This is a genomic window from Algoriphagus pacificus, assembly GCF_017254845.1.
In the GTDB taxonomy this organism is placed as follows: Bacteria; Bacteroidota; Bacteroidia; order Cytophagales; family Cyclobacteriaceae; genus Algoriphagus; species Algoriphagus pacificus.
The window spans coordinates 166,018-183,673 of record NZ_JAFKCU010000002.1; the positions used below are offsets into that span (position 1 = coordinate 166,018).

At 39.3% G+C, this 17,656-nt stretch carries 15 protein-coding genes; 9 read left to right on the top strand and 6 right to left on the bottom strand.

The features are described 5' to 3' along the window. Positions 1-37: 37 nt before the first annotated feature. The 4 genes from J0A69_RS07540 to J0A69_RS07555 form a co-directional block, all read right to left on the bottom strand. On the bottom strand, positions 38-832 hold the full coding sequence (locus J0A69_RS07540; RefSeq protein ID WP_206585958.1) for an SDR family NAD(P)-dependent oxidoreductase: 795 nt from the start codon (positions 830-832) through the stop codon (positions 38-40). 109 nt (positions 833-941) lie between these two features. Continuing rightward, a complete protein-coding gene (locus J0A69_RS07545; protein ID WP_206585959.1) occupies positions 942-1,439 on the bottom strand; it encodes a DinB family protein in 498 nt (165 codons plus the stop codon). A 7-nt stretch (positions 1,440-1,446) separates the two neighbouring features. After that, positions 1,447-2,421, bottom strand: a complete 975-nt coding sequence (locus tag J0A69_RS07550) for an SAM-dependent methyltransferase (RefSeq protein WP_206585960.1) — start codon at positions 2,419-2,421, stop codon at positions 1,447-1,449. Positions 2,422-2,479: 58 nt separating this feature from the next. Continuing rightward, positions 2,480-3,946, bottom strand: a complete 1,467-nt coding sequence (locus tag J0A69_RS07555) for a Gfo/Idh/MocA family protein (protein ID WP_206585961.1) — start codon at positions 3,944-3,946, stop codon at positions 2,480-2,482. Positions 3,947-4,259: 313 nt separating this feature from the next. On the opposite strand from J0A69_RS07555, the gene J0A69_RS07560 reads away from it, so the two are divergent. The 9 genes from J0A69_RS07560 to J0A69_RS07600 all read left to right on the top strand — a co-directional run bounded on the left by J0A69_RS07560 (position 4,260) and on the right by J0A69_RS07600 (position 15,617). Next, positions 4,260-4,487 (top strand): hypothetical protein, encoded by a 228-nt coding sequence (locus J0A69_RS07560; protein WP_206585962.1) that lies wholly within the window; start codon positions 4,260-4,262, stop codon positions 4,485-4,487. Beyond that, positions 4,450-5,574: a Re/Si-specific NAD(P)(+) transhydrogenase subunit alpha gene (locus J0A69_RS07565; protein WP_206585963.1), complete on the top strand. Its 1,125-nt coding sequence runs from the start codon at positions 4,450-4,452 to the stop codon at positions 5,572-5,574. The genes J0A69_RS07560 and J0A69_RS07565 overlap by 38 nt, the downstream gene beginning before the upstream one ends. Before the next feature lie 19 nt (positions 5,575-5,593). Continuing rightward, the gene (locus J0A69_RS07570) at positions 5,594-5,881 is read left to right on the top strand and encodes an NAD(P) transhydrogenase subunit alpha (protein WP_206585964.1); all 288 of its coding nucleotides are present in this window, start codon (positions 5,594-5,596) and stop codon (positions 5,879-5,881) included. After that, positions 5,878-7,263: an NAD(P)(+) transhydrogenase (Re/Si-specific) subunit beta gene (locus J0A69_RS07575; protein ID WP_206585965.1), complete on the top strand. Its 1,386-nt coding sequence runs from the start codon at positions 5,878-5,880 to the stop codon at positions 7,261-7,263. Before J0A69_RS07570 ends, J0A69_RS07575 begins: the two co-directional genes overlap by 4 nt. 152 nt (positions 7,264-7,415) lie before the next feature. Then, a complete protein-coding gene (locus tag J0A69_RS07580; protein ID WP_206585966.1) occupies positions 7,416-7,940 on the top strand; it encodes a sigma-70 family RNA polymerase sigma factor in 525 nt (174 codons plus the stop codon). A gap of 120 nt (positions 7,941-8,060) precedes the next feature. Continuing rightward, the gene (locus tag J0A69_RS07585; RefSeq protein WP_206585967.1) at positions 8,061-9,029 is read left to right on the top strand and encodes a FecR family protein; all 969 of its coding nucleotides are present in this window, start codon (positions 8,061-8,063) and stop codon (positions 9,027-9,029) included. A gap of 83 nt (positions 9,030-9,112) precedes the next feature. Then, entirely contained in the window at positions 9,113-12,598 is a 3,486-nt protein-coding gene (locus tag J0A69_RS07590) for a SusC/RagA family TonB-linked outer membrane protein (RefSeq protein ID WP_206585968.1), read from the top strand. Positions 12,599-12,615: 17 nt separating this feature from the next. After that, positions 12,616-14,046: a SusD/RagB family nutrient-binding outer membrane lipoprotein gene (locus J0A69_RS07595; RefSeq protein ID WP_206585969.1), complete on the top strand. Its 1,431-nt coding sequence runs from the start codon at positions 12,616-12,618 to the stop codon at positions 14,044-14,046. After that, the gene (locus J0A69_RS07600) at positions 14,043-15,617 is read left to right on the top strand and encodes a calcineurin-like phosphoesterase C-terminal domain-containing protein (protein ID WP_206585970.1); all 1,575 of its coding nucleotides are present in this window, start codon (positions 14,043-14,045) and stop codon (positions 15,615-15,617) included. Before J0A69_RS07595 ends, J0A69_RS07600 begins: the two co-directional genes overlap by 4 nt. Before the next feature lie 70 nt (positions 15,618-15,687). Here J0A69_RS07600 and J0A69_RS07605 read toward each other — a convergent pair whose 3' ends face one another. Then, entirely contained in the window at positions 15,688-16,617 is a 930-nt protein-coding gene (locus tag J0A69_RS07605; RefSeq protein WP_206585971.1) for a dihydrodipicolinate synthase family protein, read from the bottom strand. A 19-nt stretch (positions 16,618-16,636) separates the two neighbouring features. Beyond that, on the bottom strand, positions 16,637-17,647 hold the full coding sequence (locus tag J0A69_RS07610) for a sialidase family protein (protein WP_206585972.1): 1,011 nt from the start codon (positions 17,645-17,647) through the stop codon (positions 16,637-16,639). Positions 17,648-17,656 lie beyond the last annotated feature (9 nt).

The window sequence follows — 17,656 nt, forward strand, 5'->3', positions numbered from 1 at the left end:
AAATTTTCTAAGAGATCAATGCAATGATAAGTTCTGCCTATAGTATTGATTTAACTAATCCTCCTTCTGCTCTAATTGCTGCTCCATTGGTTGCTGAGGCTAAAGGGCTTGAGAAGTAAACTACTGTATCCGCTACTTCTTCTACCGATGCAAAGCGCTGGATCAAAGAGGTTGGTCTCATTGTTTTGAAAAACTCTTTTTCTACTCCTTCGACAGAAGAGTTGTTGGAATTAGCGAGATCCTCAATAAAATCTCCAACACCTCGGGATTTGGTTGGTCCAGGTAAGATCGTATTGACAGTCACATTAGTTCCTTTTGTCAATTCCGCCAGACCTCTACTTACTGAAATTTGGGCGGTTTTGGTCATGCCATAATGAATCATTTCATCAGGGATAAAGACTCCTGATTCACTGGAAATAAAAATAATTCTACCCCAATTTTTTTCAAGCATTTTTGGGAAATAATGCCTCGCAAGCCGCACTCCACTCATGACATTGATCTCAAAAAATCTAAACCAATCTTCGTCAGGTATTTCGGTGAAAGCTTTGGGTTCAAAGATTCCAGCATTATTGATCAAAATATCCACCTCTGGAATTGCTTCCAGTAATTGATTTACTTCTGCTACTTTCGAAAAATCAGCTGCCACTCCGCTGACTTTGTCATTCCCTGTGGAGGATTTTAGGGTTTGAACCGCCGCGTCTACACTTTCTTGAGATCTGCCGTTAATGATGACTTCGGCTCCTTCTTTTAAAAATCTTTCTGCAATAGCATATCCAATGCCTGCAGTTGAGCCACTGATAAAGGCTTTTTTATCTGCTAATTTTAAATCCATTTGTCTTTTGATAAGGTTAAAATAATAGGGCTGTGATTTTACACATCTACTAAACCCGAACCATCAACATAAAATTCGAGATCTTCGAATATTCTTTAAAAATTAAGGATTATCTCCACCAACCTTGCTGCTTACGGATATATACTATTTGGCCTGTGTGATAGGCATTATGTGATGCGATATTCGCCAAAGTTTCGCTCCAACCTTCCAGTTGTTTGTCTTCCAATTTTCTACTTTCTACTTCGATTTCAGTCAGAATTTCATCTAATCTCTTTACCATTTCTAACCATTCTTCTTCTGAGATTTCACTAAAAGTAGCATCATTGTCGCCACTGAAATCGGTTACCTCTTCACCTCGCATCCCTTTTAAAAGTCTTTCATTCCAAAAAACCAGATGTGAGACCAATTGCGCAATGGAGTGATTTCCGGAATCATCATGCCAATTGGCTTTTTCAGCGGTGAGTCCCTCGGTAGCGACATTCACTGGAGCAAACCAGTTTTCTACTGAATGGGAATACTTAAGCTGTTTGACTAGAAATTCATTGGTTTGAGAAACTGCAGGTTGGATAAGTAATGCAAAAAGAAAGAAAAAGAGAGTTGTCTTCATGATTGTGTTAGTTTGGAATGGAAAAATTCAAATTAAGTTTTGGATTAGCCCCAATTTCATATTGACTGTAAATTACAAATTCTGATTTGATTGGTTGTCGAAAAATAGTCTTTGGAATAGTCAGGCCGCTTTCATTTTCAAGTATTTTTTCTTCTTGGAAAACATGTATTAATGTCAGTAAAACCAAGTCCTCATTTTCATCTAATTCATTTTTTGAAATAGTGGTTTTTACCACTGGAAATTCTTTTCCCGTCTTAATGAAAGATTGTTTACTGAGTTCAAATACTTTCTGGATTTTTTGTGCTCGCGTACTCAATGAAGAATTATTATATACTCTTTTAGCGATAAATAATTCGATTTTTTCGGGGATGAATATGGTTTCCGGTTTTGACTGTTCGAAGAAATTCTGAAAAATGGCAACCTGATGTTCTTTATCTAAACTGTTTTGCATTGTTTCGCTAATGCATACATCAGGAAATTGATTTAGACTTAATTTGAATTTTGTGGCATCTGCTTCAATTAAGGAAATCTTCAAGTTTGAAAAATCGAGATCTTTGAGAAGTCTTGTTAGGACAGAGAAACTGATTGGGTTTAGTTCCAACAAGGTATATTCAATATTCAAATCTTCGAACTTTTGGAATAGTGGAAGAAGTAGAGTTGCAAAAGGTCCTGTGCCTGCATAAATGATTTTTATCGGGCTTTTTTTGTTTCTATTTTGTTCAATGGCCTTAGCGATACCGCATATAAATTTTTTGGTTCGTGCAATATCCTCTAAACACATAGCAGCCCAGAGCGGTCCAATAGCAGTACCATTTTCATTTTCTATATTTTCTCTGTCAAGGTTCTCTCCAAACTTTTTTTGGTACCAGGAAAAAAGTAATTCTTTGAAATTGTCAGTTGTCTCTTTTAGTTGATTATAATCAGGAGAATCTTCTAAATAAGAGTTTCCTATTGCATTTAACTTTTGTTTAAATGAATTCATAGATGGCAAAAAAAAGTCCTTCAAAACTTAGAAGGACTTTTAATTTATTCATTCTGAATTACATTTCCCAGCCAGGTCTGTAGGTTCTGGTCACGAACTGATTTGCATCTTCGAAATTGGTAATTCTTAGATTGTCACCATCCCAAAGCAATTTTTTACGTCCATAAAACTCCATCTGACCCCTTGCATTTTCTTTTCTAAGCATGTAGCTTCTGATGGCTAGGTTACCCATTAACACAGTTTCGGTCATAGGTCCCGCATAATCAAAAGAAGAAGTCAAGCCTTTGTGCTCGCTGCTGCCATATCCAGCTTTACAAGCATCTACCCAAAGTCTCTGATGTCCGTATTCCGGCTCATCATTTGGCTCAGTTTGAGGTCCGAATTCCTGCGTACCATCATTAAGGTATAGTTTCGGCATCAAAGGAGAGGAGTCATTGATATTGGTTGAGATAATTCCTTTTTCACCGATGATCAACACACCATTTGCAGAATTTGCTCCGCCGATGTCATGATCTGCAGGGATGATGTCAGGATGTGCCGGACGAATACCCCCATCACTCCAGGTCATATTGATTGGAGATTTACTTTTTGGAGTTGCAGCGAAGTTTAAAGAGATAAACGAGGAAGCAGGGCATCCATCAGGATGAAAATCAGGTGTCCACATCTGGCTGTAAACAGAACCTACAGAGCATTCGGCATCGGTAGGATAGTGAAGCCCCAAAGTTCTGAATGGAATGTCAATCAAGTGACAACCTACATCACCCAAAGCGCCGGTGCCATAATTCCACCAGCCTCTCCAGCTAAATGGAGCTAAGCCTGGTGTGTAAGGAATTTCTGGAGCTGGTCCCAACCAAAGGTCCCAATCCAAAGCGCTTGGTTTTTCACTTGGAGCTGGCTTTGGGAAAGGTCCACCCTGTGGCCAAACAGGTCTATTTGTCCAAACCTCTACTTTAGAGATTTTTCCGATTCTATCTTTATCAATCCACTCTTGTACTAAATTTAACAATGGGTTTGAGCCACCCTGATTTCCCATTTGAGTCACCACTTTTTGGCTTCTCGCCATTTCAGTCAGCATTCTAGCTTCCTTGATATTGTGGGTCATCGGTTTTTGTACGTACACATGTTTGCCTCTTTCCATGGCATACTTCGCTGCTGGTCCATGGACATGGTCAGGAGTAGAAATGGTCACAGCATCGATGTCTTTCTCTGTGTCCAGCATTTTTCTGAAGTCAGCATAAAGCTTTGCATCCGGAAAACGCTCTACTGAAGCCTTAGCTGATCCCGAAAAGTCCACATCACAAAGGGCTACAACACGTTCTCTACCATTTACAGAGGCATTTCGGATATCACTAGCACCTTTTCCACCCGCACCAATTGCTGCAAGGTTTAATTGATCGGAAGGGGAGGTGAAGCCTACGCCACCTAGAACATGTCTAGGAACTATGAAAAATGAGGATGCGATGGCTGCGTTTTTAATAAAATCCCTCCGGGTTTGACCTTCGGAATTTTTCTTGGGGTTTTTCATGTGTTTAAAATTTTATTTTCAGAGGTCACACGAAATCTCGCTTGAATCATCAGCATTTCAACTATTACTGATTTCTTTCTTGCTCGATTGCATGGGGTTGAAATAGGTTAAATAAGTTCATGAAAAATAGGAATTTATCTTTTTTAATGAATCCTGTTTGTCTTTAAACTGTCAATCTTTAGGGATCAACGGTATTGTTAATTTTTTGACAGGTTTTTGCCTGATTTAAGATGTTAGGGTTTATAATGGGGACTTTTTTAAGATTTTTTACACCGATCTTAAAAACCTGCTTTAAAAAATCTCCAAACTTAAGATGTATGGTGATGAAAGGATGAAATTTGGTTTAAGAGAAGGTATTGTTGATGTGGATTTTTTCGAAATAAAATATCATGAAAAAGGAAGAAATCAGGATAATGCAGGTGGGCTAAGCGTATTTTTCAGACTTTCTTTGAATATATTGAATGGTATAAACCATAAAAAGGAAGAGTTTCAATTAGCTAGAAATGAAAATAGGAGTTTTAAAAGAGACGAAAGAGCATGAAAACCGAGTCGCTCTGAGTCCCGATGTAATCAAATTGCTGATCAAAAACGAATTCGAAGTTTTGGTTGAGTCCGGAGCTGGAATCAAGTCTTATTTTTCGGATGAAGAGTATCAGGCTGCAGGTGCTTCTATTGTAGCCAAATCGGGAGTTTTTGAATCAGATGTGCTTCTAAAGGTGAATATTTTTACACTGGATGAAGTCTCCCAAATGAAAGAAAAGTCTGCCTGCATCTCTTTGATGTATGCGTATAACCATCCTGAAATTTTGGATGAGATGAATAAAAAATCCATTTCATCTTTTTCAATGGATGCGGTTCCAAGGATTTCAAGAGCACAAAAAATGGATGCTTTGAGTTCTCAGGCAAATTTGGCTGGCTACAAATCAGTGATTTTAGGTTCAAATTATCTCGGAATAATCTTCCCTTTGATGATGACGGCTTCTGGGACTATTACTCCAGCTAAGGTTCTGATTTTCGGAGCTGGTGTAGCTGGCTTGCAAGCAATCGCTACTGCGAAAAGACTGGGTGCAATTGTAGAAGTGAGTGATGTAAGACCAGAAACTAAAGAACAGGTAGAATCTCTAGGAGGTCGTTTTCTTACTGTTGAAGGTGCAGAAACTGTCAAAGTTGAAGGCGGCTATGCAGCGGAAGTTTCAGAGGAATTCCTTCGAAAGCAAAAAGAACTTATTCAAAGTAAAATCAAGGAAACGGATCTTGTCATCACCACTGCATTGGTTATGGGTAAGAAATCTCCTATTCTAGTGACAGAGGAAATGGTCAAAACCATGAAACAGGGAGCTGTAATTGTGGATATGGCAGTAGAATCAGGCGGAAACTGTGAGATTTCAGAAAAAGATAAAACGGTCGTCAAACATGGTGTGACTATCATCGGTGAGTCCAATCTTCCGGCTTTATTGCCAACAAATGCGAGTCAGCTTTATGCAACGAATATCAGCACATTGCTGCTGCATCTTGCTACTAAGGATGGATTTAATCTGGATCGGGAAGAAGAGATTACCAAAGGTGTTTTGATCACCTATGAAGGTGAAATCGTACATGAATTCACCAAGAAAATTTTAAATAAATAGTACCAAACCTTTTCAAATTATGAGCTCAGAAGCCTTAATTATTCTGATTTATATACTTGTTCTGGCAAGTTTTCTGGGATTTGAACTGATCGCAAAAGTTCCTCCAACCTTGCACACACCTTTGATGTCCGGCTCCAACGCGATATCTGGAATTACCATCGTAGGGGCTCTTTTAGCCTGTAATGAAATGGGTTATTCAACATTGAGTAAATGGCTAGGAATGATAGCCTTGGTATTGGCCACCATTAACGTGGTCGGCGGATACACAGTGACTGATCGTATGCTTAAAATGTTTAAGAAGAAATGAGTATAGCCATCTTACTTGCGTATTTGATTGCCTCAATCCTGTTTGTATTGGGGATCAAAATGATGAATAAAACCAAGTCTGCCAGACAGGGAAACCGTCTTTCTGCCTTGGGGATGCTTATTGCCATTGTGGCAACTTTACTTCAGATCGAGGTAATTTCTCTGGTAGAAATTTTTGGATGTATCGTTTTAGGATCTGCTATTGGCTTATACTATGCGAATAAGGTAGAAATGACCAAGATGCCGGAAATGGTTGCTTTATTCAACGGATTTGGTGGTTTGGCTTCCTTTGCTGTGGCTTTGTCTGATTTTTTCCTTCGGACAGAAGTCAATATGGAATCCATCGAATTGGTCACCGTAATAAGTATTATCGTTTCGGTTTTTATTGGAGGGGTCACCTTCACAGGTTCTATTGTCGCTTTTCTAAAGCTCAATGGAAATATTTCCGGGTCTCCGATTACTTTCAAAGGCCAGCATCCGCTCAACTTGATCCTGTTTATCAGTTTTCTTGCGGCGGCAACCTTCACAGTGATTGACCAATCGGATCCAATTTTAATTATTGCCTTGATTGTGATTTCGCTCATTTTGGGAATCCTGACAGTGATTCCAATCGGTGGAGCTGATATGCCAGTAGTAATTTCCTTATTGAATTCATATTCAGGCATGGCGGCCTGTGCCACTGGTTTTATCCTGAATAATAATGTCTTGATCGTGGCTGGTTCTCTAGTTGGAGCCTCAGGAATCATTCTTACCCAAATCATGTGTAAAGCAATGAACAGGTCACTCATCAATGTATTGCTGGGAGGTTTTGGTCAGTCTGTCTCAGCTGCAGCTGCGGATGGACCATCGATCACCGTAAAAGAAATCGGTGTGGAAGAAACGGCCATGCTTTTTGATTCAGTGTCTTCTGTAATTGTGGTTCCGGGATACGGGATGGCAGTTGCTCAAGCGCAGCATGTGATCCGTGAACTTATGGAACAGTGTGAAAAGAGAAACATAGATTTCAAATTTGCCATTCACCCAGTTGCTGGAAGGATGCCTGGACATATGAATGTGTTGTTGGCCGAAGCCAATATTTCCTATGACAAGCTGATAGAAATGGAATCCATCAATGATGATTTTCAGAATACTGATTTAGTACTGATTGTGGGTGCGAATGACGTGGTAAACCCAGCTGCAAGGAACAATCCTCAAAGCCCGATATACGGAATGCCAATTCTAAATGCAGATAAGGCGAGAACAGTAATCGTCAGCAAGCGAAGTATGGGAAAAGGCTATGCAGGTGTGGAAAACGAGCTTTTTGGCTATCCAAACTGTCTGATGCTTTTTGGCGATGCCAAGCAAACGATTACCAAAGTGGTCTCCGAAATGAAGGAGATGTAAAAAAGAATTTATCTCAAACCTATAAACCGGGGCTATCTGAATTTTCAGGTAGCCTTTTTTTGATTGCGAAAAATCTGGTAATAATATCTTAACCTGAACTTTACACCTCGGCATAGTAGAAAGGGTATTTTTGATCGCTAGAAGTTTTTTATATGCAGCCTCTTCAAAACAAGGTACAGTTCGAACAGCTATTCAAAGACAATTGGGAATTGATGTATCAATCTGCTTTGTATAAGTTAAAGGACCCTTCCTTAGCTGAGGATATTGTTCAGGATATTTTTTTAGACCTTTGGAAAAGGAAAGATAAGCTAGTTCTACAATCAGAAATTAAGGTTTATCTGTTGACAGCAGTCAAATACAGCGTGATGAAATGCCTTGATGAAGTTGCAAAAAGACAGGAAAGCCAGCTAGAGATTGCATCAGGATTTTATTCTGAGGAGGTTCTTTCTTTTGAGGAGATTTACAATGAAATAGAAGTCGCCATTGAGAAAATTCCACCCAAGGCCAGGATGGTTTTCAAAATGAACAAACTGGAAGGGATGAATGTGAATGAAATAGCAGAAAAACTCCAATTGTCTCCTCAAACAGTTCATAATCAACTGTCTAAATCAATGAAGATCTTAAGAGGTGAATTAAAACACATTGCTCCTTTAATTTCAATGATTTTCCTAAACTGACTCTTTCGCTTTATCCAAAAGTTAATTTTTTGAAAGAGTTTATTCATGATTTGATAATAAAATCCAATAGTAGAAATCGGTGGTTGATTACACTTATATAGTGAAAGAACCATCCATTTAATGTCTAAAGAGATTCTTATTATCATTTCCAAAATCCTTCGGGGAAAGTCTTCCAGTAGAGAGACCAAACAATTCAATGAATGGTTTGAAAATGACATTTCCCAATCGGATAGCGTTTGGGATACTGAGTCAATTAATAAAAGTAAGGTTGAACAGGATCTTTGGAACAAGATCTGGAAAGGGATTGAACCTGATGAAAAAAAACAAAGTTTTTCGATCGAAATCGGTCACTGGAAAATAGCAGCAACGATTATTCTGACTTTTGGACTTTTCTTGGCCTGGACATTAGTTAAACCGGTATTGAAAGAAATTCCTTCAGAAGGGAATTCTATGTTGGTTTTCGAAAACGGGATTGGTTCATTTAAGAAAGTACGACTTCCTGATGGCTCCTTGGTGCACCTGAATCACAATTCCCAAATCAGAGTTTCTGAAAATTTCTCTGAAAATAGATATGTGGAACTTGAAGGGGAAGCATTTTTTGAGGTGGAAAGAGATACGCTTCATCCTTTTAGGATTCAAACAAAAGAACTTTTAACGGAAGTTTTGGGCACCTCATTTTTGATCCAAAATGAAAAAGACCAACCTGAACTAGTAGTGGTCAAAACTGGACTTGTCAAGGTTTCAGACCAGAGTCAGGAAGTTTTTATGCTTCAGCCAAATAAGAAATTAGAATATTCTTCAGGGAGAGGAGAATTGGCCGAAGTTTCACAGGATGATCCCGTTTTTGCTTGGTTGGAGGAGAAACTGATTTTTGAGAATACTGATATGATCAGTTTAAAAGGGATTCTGGAGGAATGGTATGGTGTGAAAATCAATTTGACTATTCCCGATGCAAATACCTGCAGAATTACTGGAATATATAAAAAACAAAGCCTGGAAAACCTGTTGGAGTTAATCCAATATTCTATTCCGATGTCATTTGAAATTGAAGGAACCGAAGTCTCACTAAAAATAAAAAACTGTCATTAAACAAGAATGGATCTGCTGCAACAGACCCATTCGGAACATGCAAAAAACGCTAACACTATTCATTACATGAACAATTCAAATCTATGAAAAAAAAGCTACCTCCTAACTTTAAAACTGTGATCATGAGATTATTTACAGTTTTCCTTTTGAGCTGCTGGGCACAATCCTTGGTGTTCGCCGATGGAGCGAATGCCCAGAGATTGGATCAGATCCAGATTTCTCTTAGTTCTCAAGAACTTAGTCTAGGCTCGTTCATCAACCAAGTTGAAAATCAGTCTACCATCCGGTTTTCATACGAAAGCCAATTGGAACTGACACAGCAGTTGGTATTTAATAAAAGAAAGTCAGACCTGCTTTCTATTTTAGAATCAGCTTCTTCCCAGGCAGGATTACGGTTTAAGCAAATCGAGAATAACATTGCGATTACCTATCAGGAGCCAAAACAGACAAAGACCGCAGTTTTTGTTCCTGTTTCAGTTAAGGGTTCAGTCATCGATGCAGAAACAGGAGAAACGCTTCCGGGTGTAAACATTATCCTGAAAGGAACGTCCAAAGGTACCACCACAGATATCGATGGAAATTTTTCAATTACTGTAGAAGAGGGGCAGATTTTGGTTTTTTCTTATGTGGGGTATGACCCGCAAGAAGTTTTGATCAATAACCAAACTGAGTTGACCATCAGAATGCAATTGGACAGTGATACATTGGGAGAGGTGGTAGTAACTGCTCTGGGTATCAAAAGAGAAGAAAAAGCATTGGGTTATGCGACTCAAAAAGTCGAATCAGAACAGTTGCTGGATGCGAGGTCAAATAACTGGTCTGATGCATTAAGGGGAAAAGTTGCTGGTTTGAATGTGCTTTCTGCAGGTTCTGGCCCAATGAATTCCTCCCAAATCAGTTTAAGAGGGGATAATTCTCTTAATCCTAATGGAAACTTCGCCCTGATCGTGGTAGATGGTGTTCCTTTGAATTCAAGTTTGACATCCTCTGGGGTAAGCAATGCTTATGGTGCAGGATCTGGAAACGATGTACCAATTGATTTTGGAAACGGAATTGCTGATTTAAATCCTGACGACATCGAAAATATCACGGTTTTAAAAGGAGCTTCAGCCACCGCATTATATGGTAGCCGTGCTGCTAATGGAGCTTTGATAGTAACAACAAAAAGTGGTTCCAAGAAAACAAAAGGATTGGGTGTCACGGTCAATTCTAACTTCTCCATGAACGATGTCTTGAAATGGCCAGACTACCAATACGAATATGGACAGGGAACTGGGAAAGCATTTAATTCAGACGGAGATTTATACTATTCTTATGGAGCCTCAGAAGATGGTGCCAGCACAGGTGGAACAAGTAGTGCTTTTGGGCCGAAGTTCAATGGGCAATCTTATTTTCAATACGACCCAACACTTGAAGGTCAGTCTGCTGAAAGACAGCCTTGGAGACCTTATGAAAACAATATTAAAGACTTTTGGAGGACTGGCTTTAATATGGTCAATAATGTATCCATCGATGGAAGCCATGAGACAGGCTCTTTGAGGGCTTCGATTACTCATACTAAAAATGAGTGGATCATGCCAAATACCGGGTTCGAGAGAATGGTTGCCGCGATTTCTGCTTCCCAACAAGTAAGCGCAAAACTGAAGCTAAATGCCAAAGTAAATTATACGAATAAGAAAAGTGACAACCTTCCTGCCACAGGATATAATAACCAGTCAATTGCTTATTTCATGATCTTCCAAAATCCAAGTATAGATTTGGACTGGTATAGACCAATCTGGAAATCAGGAAAGGAAAATGTTGACCAAGTCCATCCATTCAGTTCTTTTATAGACAATCCTTTTTTGATTGCCTATGAAATGACCAATTCAGTGAACAACAATGCTGTATTCGGGAATATCTCAGCGACTTATTCATTTGATGAGCATTTTGAACTGATGTTAAGAACTGGTCTGGCCATGAGTCAGGAAGAAAGAGCTCAGCAGAGACCTTATAGTACCGCCAATTTCCAAAGGGGTTATTACAAGGAGCAAGACATCACCAACTACGAGCAAAACTCAGATTTCCTCTTCACATACAATGGAAAGCTTTCAGATAAAATAAACCTAAGGGCAAGTGTTGGTGGAAACCAAATGAAGAGAAATTATCGGAGCATCAGTGCCTATGTGGATGGTTTGGTGATTCCTGGGGTATATAAATTGGCCAATGGAATAAACAACCCAGTGGTGACTACAAATGATAACAACAGGGTGATCAACTCATTATATGGATTGGTGACTTTGGATTTTGATGAAAAAGTCTTTGTGGATATTACGGGGAGAAACGATTGGTCCAGTACCCTTCCTGTTCAGAATAATAGCTTCTTTTATCCTTCTGTCAGTACCAGTTTTGTTTTGACAGACATTTTCCAATTGCCTTCTCAGATTTCTTTTGCCAAGCTAAGAATTTCAGGTGCTCAGGTCGGAAATGATACACAACCATATAGAACGTCTAAATATTACGGTCAAAGTGCTTTCCCTGGCTCTGCTTCTGTTCCTTCTACTTTGTACAATGTAGACTTCAAGCCAGAGATCACAAGTAGTTTCGAGACGGGAATCGAGCTTATTTTCTTCCAGAGAAGGTTAGGCTTGGATTTAAACTATTATTTGACAGAAACCAAAAATCAGATTTTGGAAGTTCCGGTTGATATTACCACAGGTTTCTCTTCTGCAATTCTAAATGCAGGGAAAGTAAGAAATTATGGTGTTGAACTAGTCCTGAATGGCAGTCCAATCAAAAAAGCCAACTTCCAGTGGAACTCAGTTATTACCTGGGCAAAAAACAAAAATGAAGTAATCTCTCTACCTGATGAAGTGGATGGGAGTCAGGTCATCGGAAATGGAGGAAATGCATCCATCATTGCAAAAGTAGGGGGGACTACCGGGGATATCTATGGGTTTGGCTTTGTCCGAAACCAAGATGGAGAAATTGTCTATGGAAGTAATGGACTCCCTGCAAGACCTCAGGAAATCCAATATATCGGGAATGCTTATGCCAAATGGAAAGGTGGATTTAGAAATGAATTTGTTTACAAAAATCTGAGAATGTCAGTTCTATTAGATGGACAGTATGGTGGAATAGTTTATTCTCAGACACATCACAAGATGACTGAGCAGGGTAAATTGGAGCATACTCTAAAAGGCCGGGAAGACGGATTCATAATCGGAGATGGTGTGGTTGATAATGGAGATGGTACTTATTCTCCAAATACCAAAGAAGTAAATATCGCGGATTATTACAGAGAGGCTTACCGCAGAGCCAATGTAGAATCCAATTCTTTTGATGCTTCATTTGTCAAACTCAGAGAGCTTCGTTTTGAATATGGCATTCCTGCAAGAATACTTCAGAATACTAGTATCAGACAGGCATCAATTGCCCTATATGGAAGAGACCTCGCCATGCTGACCAAGTTCCCGATTTTTGATCCTGAAACGGCAGCTTTAAATGGTGGAACCTTACTTCCAGGGGTGGAAATGGGACAACTTCCAACCCCAAGAACTATGGGTGTTAACCTCACTCTCAAATTTTAATTCAATCCTTGAAACTGATGAAAAATAATATTCTAATACTCCTTTTGGGAATGCTACTAGTGACTTCTTGTACAGAGGATTTCCAAGAAATAAATACTGATCCTAATAGAATCGATCAGATTAGCCCAGGTACGCTGCTGAATCCGATTATTTATGAGCTGGCTAGTTTTAATACAGATAGAGCAGATGCTTTCACCTTCCAGATTATGCAGGTAGCCCTGCCTTTTCCAAGCTCCACTGGAGGTATTCATCGCTATGATATCAGTGAATCTGCAGGGAATTCCACCTGGAACACTTACTACAGATGGCTTATCAATATCAAGGAAATGGAAGATGCTTCCATTAAAAATGAAGATGTCAATTATCAAGCTATCGCATTGACTTTGAGAGCATGGACATTAAGCCAATTGACTGATAGCTTCGGAGATGTTCCTATGGAAGAAGCCAGTAAAGGTGAGGAAGGGCTTTTTCAACCTAAATTTGACACGCAGGAAAGCATCTACCTGAAGATTTTAGAAGATTTAGAACAGGCAAACAACTTGTTTGATGATTCCCAAGCCATGATTTATGGGGATGATATCTTATTTCACAACGATGTGAAAAAGTGGAGAAAATTCTGTAATTCTCTTCATATGCGATTGTTGTTAAGGATATCTAATAGGACTGAAATGAATTCATTCCAGAAGTTGGCATCGATGGTAAATAATCCCACAGAATATCCAGTATTTACCAATACTGCCGAATCTGCAATTCTCCAGATTACCGGTGTTACGCCTAACTTGTCTCCATGGGGAAGAGCGATAGATTTCACAACTTTTCGCTCTATTTCTGAATTTTTTGCAGATCAATTGAATGCGTTGAATGATCCCCGTAGAGAGAAATTCATGACAAGAGCTCGAGAAATGGATGGGACAACTTATATTGGATACAAGGGGATTCCTAGCGGATTTGACGGGAATGAAAGCCAATTTCAGTTTATTCCGAGCAATCACAACATCGCTTTGGTTCAAGCACCAATGATCTCTTTGATTTTGACTTATTCTGAAGTTGAATTTATAAAAGCTGAATTGGCCCAAAGGGGGATAATCAGCACAGATGCAAAGGGTCACTACGAAAATGGAGTAAAAGCAGCCATGGAGCAGTGGGGAGTAGAGATACAGGAAGGATATTTTGAAAATCCACAAGCTGCTTACGACGGTACATTGGAAAGGATCATGCTTCAGAAGTATATTGGCTTGTATTTCAATGACTACCAACAGTGGTTTGAGTACAGAAGAACAGGATTTCCTGTTTTGCCTAAAAATGAAGGAATGGTAAATAACAAGCAGATGCCAGTAAGATTCAGATATCCTGTAAGTTCAAAAATCAATAATCCTGAAAATTATGAATCTGCCGTAGCTCGAATGGGCGGAGATGATATCAATATTAAAGTCTGGTGGGAAAAATGAAAAAACTAATCAAAATCGCATTTGTAATTGGACTTGTAGGAGTATCCTCCTTTGTTCAGGCTCAGGAAATTGCTAAAGGCTATATCTATGAGGACAGCAACGGAAATGGCAAAAAGCAAAGAAAGGAAGCCGGAATACCTGGAGTCAGTGTGTCAAATGGAGAGCAGGTAGTCCAAACAGACGAGAAGGGCTATTACGAGATCGAAATCAAAGATGGGCAGTTGCTCTTTTTTGTAAAACCTTCTGGATACAGTGTTCCCCTCGATTCTTTGAATAAACCTCAGTTTTATTACATCCATAAGCCATCCGGTTCTCCTAAGCTGCAATATGCTGGATCAGCTCCTACCGGTGAGCTTCCTAAGGAGATCAATTTTGGTTTGACTAAGAAGGAAGAAAAAGATGATTTTACTGCCTTGATCTTCGGTGACCCTCAACCCTATACTTTGGAAGAAGTTGGTTTCTTTGATGAGGGTGTTGTCAAAGAAGTGGAAGGAATCAAGGATGTTGCTTTTGGAATATCGCTGGGAGATTTGGTAGGAAATGACCTGGACCTTTTTACTCCTTACTCACTGGCAGTTTCAAAGGTTGGAATTCCTTGGTACAATGTCATGGGAAACCACGATGAAAACTTTGATGTGGAAACTGATGAGCTTTCTGATGAGACCTTTGAAGCTCATTTTGGACCAAATACCTATGCATACAATGTAGGGAAAGTCCATTTTATAGTTATCGATGACATACTTTGGCCGGATCCTCGTGATGGCCAAAGCTATTGGGGAGGATTGAGACCAGATCAGTTGAATTTCCTTCGGAATGATCTGAAATTTGTGCCAAAAGATCACCTGATTGTTATTTCAATGCACATACCATTCTTTGAGCAAGGAGATTCATTTAGAGATGAAGACAGGCAGGAGATCTTTGATATGCTTGAAGAATTTCCATATACTTTGTCACTTTCAGCGCATACTCACTTTCAAAAGCAAGCCTATTTTGCTGCTGAAGAGGGTTGGAAAGGCGAAAAACCCCATCACCATTACAATGTCGGAACCACTTCAGGGGATTGGTATAAAGGGGTGTTAGATGAAAAAGGAATTCCAGTTTCAACGATGAGAGATGGGACTCCAAAAGGATATGCTTTGATACATTTTTCGGGAAATCAATACAAAGTAAATTATCAAGTGGCTGGGAAATCCAGTGAATATCAACTTGAGATATTTGCTCCGAAAGTTCTTGAAATGGGCAAACCGACCACAGCAGGAATATTTGCAAATTTCTTCATGGGGTCAAAAGGTGATAAGGTAATGATCAGTATCGACGGTGGAGAGATGAGGCCAATGACCTTTGTGGAAGATTACGATCCGGCTTATTTACAGTATTTATATCAATGGGATACTACTGATAAATTGTTAGATGGTAAGAGACCTTCAAATCCCGTTCAAAGCAATCATTTGTGGCGTATAGCAATTCCATCTGGCTTAAAAGCTGGAGAACATCAAGTGAAAGTGGTGGCAACAGATAGATATGGACAAGTCCATCAAGGCACAGAAACAATCAAGGTGCTTGAAAAGTAAGTACTATAAAATGAAAAAACCTGACCAATCCGTCAGGTTTTTTCTTTGATGGAATTGAATTCCTGTAAAATCACTGAAGCACTTCAGATACTTTCGCTTTCACTGCTTCAAACTTTTCCTTCAAAGCTGCTTTCTCCGATTCATTATAGGCAGTTAAAGGCAAAGCCAAGATATTTTGACACAAACCTTCGAAAGAAAGGGCTGCTTTCAATCCCTTTAAATAATTGGATTGGTAAGTGCCATGGCTGTAAATATTCTTGCTGAGGAACTGCACAGCTTCATTTAGTGCGTTTATCCTTTCCTTATCCTGGTATTCTATGGCTTCATAAAGGCTCACATACAAAGCTGGAAAAAGATTCGCCCCTCCTGAGACACCGCCATGTCCGCCCATATTCATAGTTTCATGCAAGATTTCTTCCGGACCAACCAAAACAGTGAATTCAGGATACTCTCTAAATGTATCGCAGAGACTTTCAAAGTATTTCTGATCTCCAGAACTGTCCTTGATCCCAATAATGTTTGGATGCTCAGCTAATGCTTTCACAGTTTCCAAAGCCAAGGAGATTCCAGTATGGGAAGGCATGTTGTAGAGATAAAGCGGTAATTCTACATCATCAGCCAATTTCGAAAAATAGTAGATGAGTTCGTCTTGTCCCACATTCATATAAAAAGGAGTAGTGGCAACCACCAAATCAGCTCCGGATTCCTTTGCACAAGCTGCCAAATCCAAACTTTCCTGAAAGGAGCAATCCGTAATACCCACTAAAACGGGTATTTTGTAATTGACTTTTTTGCAAGTTATTTGAATCAATTTCTTTTTCTCAGAAGAATTGATGCTCGCAAATTCTCCTGTTGTCCCCAATATAAAGAGCCCATGAACACCACCGGAAATAATATGCTCTATCAGTAGATCCAAGCTCTTTTCATCTACGGTGAAATCAGGATGAAGCGGAGTGATCATGGGAGGAATAATTCCTCGAAAAGGTTTTGGGAATGACATATGTCGAATAGTAATTGGGTTATTCCAAAGTAAGAGAAACGTATTTAATCTTTTCCCGATTATAAGTATAGGTCAAATGAACAGAACCGTCTTTTGCCTGAATGATGGCAGGATAACTGAATTCACCCTTCGGTTGATCTTCCAAAACATAAATTTCATCCCAATTAATGCCATCAATGGACATCATGAGTGAAAGCTTATTTCTACCGTCTTTAATTGGGTTACAAAGCAATAATTGAATTCCGCTCTTCAAAGTCACAGCATCGATTCCGGAATTATTGTGAACCAAGCCAGTGGATTCTACTGTTGACCAGGTTTTTCCTCCATCCATGGACCAAGTAGACCCAATTACATCTTCTTGCGTTCTGGCCAATAATTGAAGTTTGCCGATTGGATACTGTAAGATTGTCGGTTGAATGGCATGAAAAGTACCATTATCGATTTCAATTTTCTTCCAGTTTTCAAGGTTTTGGTCGCTGGTCTCTATATGCATACTCCAAATGCCATTTGTTTCGAAGCTGCTGCCGTAGAGGATTGTCCCATCCGGTAAACTTATGGGTTTGTTTTTTACAGGACCAAGCATGCCAGGAGGTATTTGAATAGCTTTCGACCAAGTTTTACCCTCGTCCTCAGATGTTTTATAAAGTCCCCACCACTCTCTTGGATTTGGTCCTTCTTTGTAATAAAGGACTGTCTTTCCATCATTGGTTTTGAAAAGAACAGGATTCCAAGTCGGGTTTCTGAAAACCTCATTTTCCACTCCATCAGCTACCATTTCAGGAGTTGACCAGTTGCCATTTTTCAAGCGAGAAGTATAAATACTAACGTCAGGATGTCTTTCGTAAGAACCTCCAAACCAGGATGCCAAAATTCCATCTTCAGTTTCTAATAGCGTGGAAGCATGACATGACGGAAAGGGAGCGCTTTCATAGATAAATTCTGATTTTAGAATTTTCACTTGAGGCTTTTCAATGGGATCTATTTGTTGGTTGGTAATCAGAGCTAAAAAGAAGATGATCGAATAAAACATAAAAGTTTT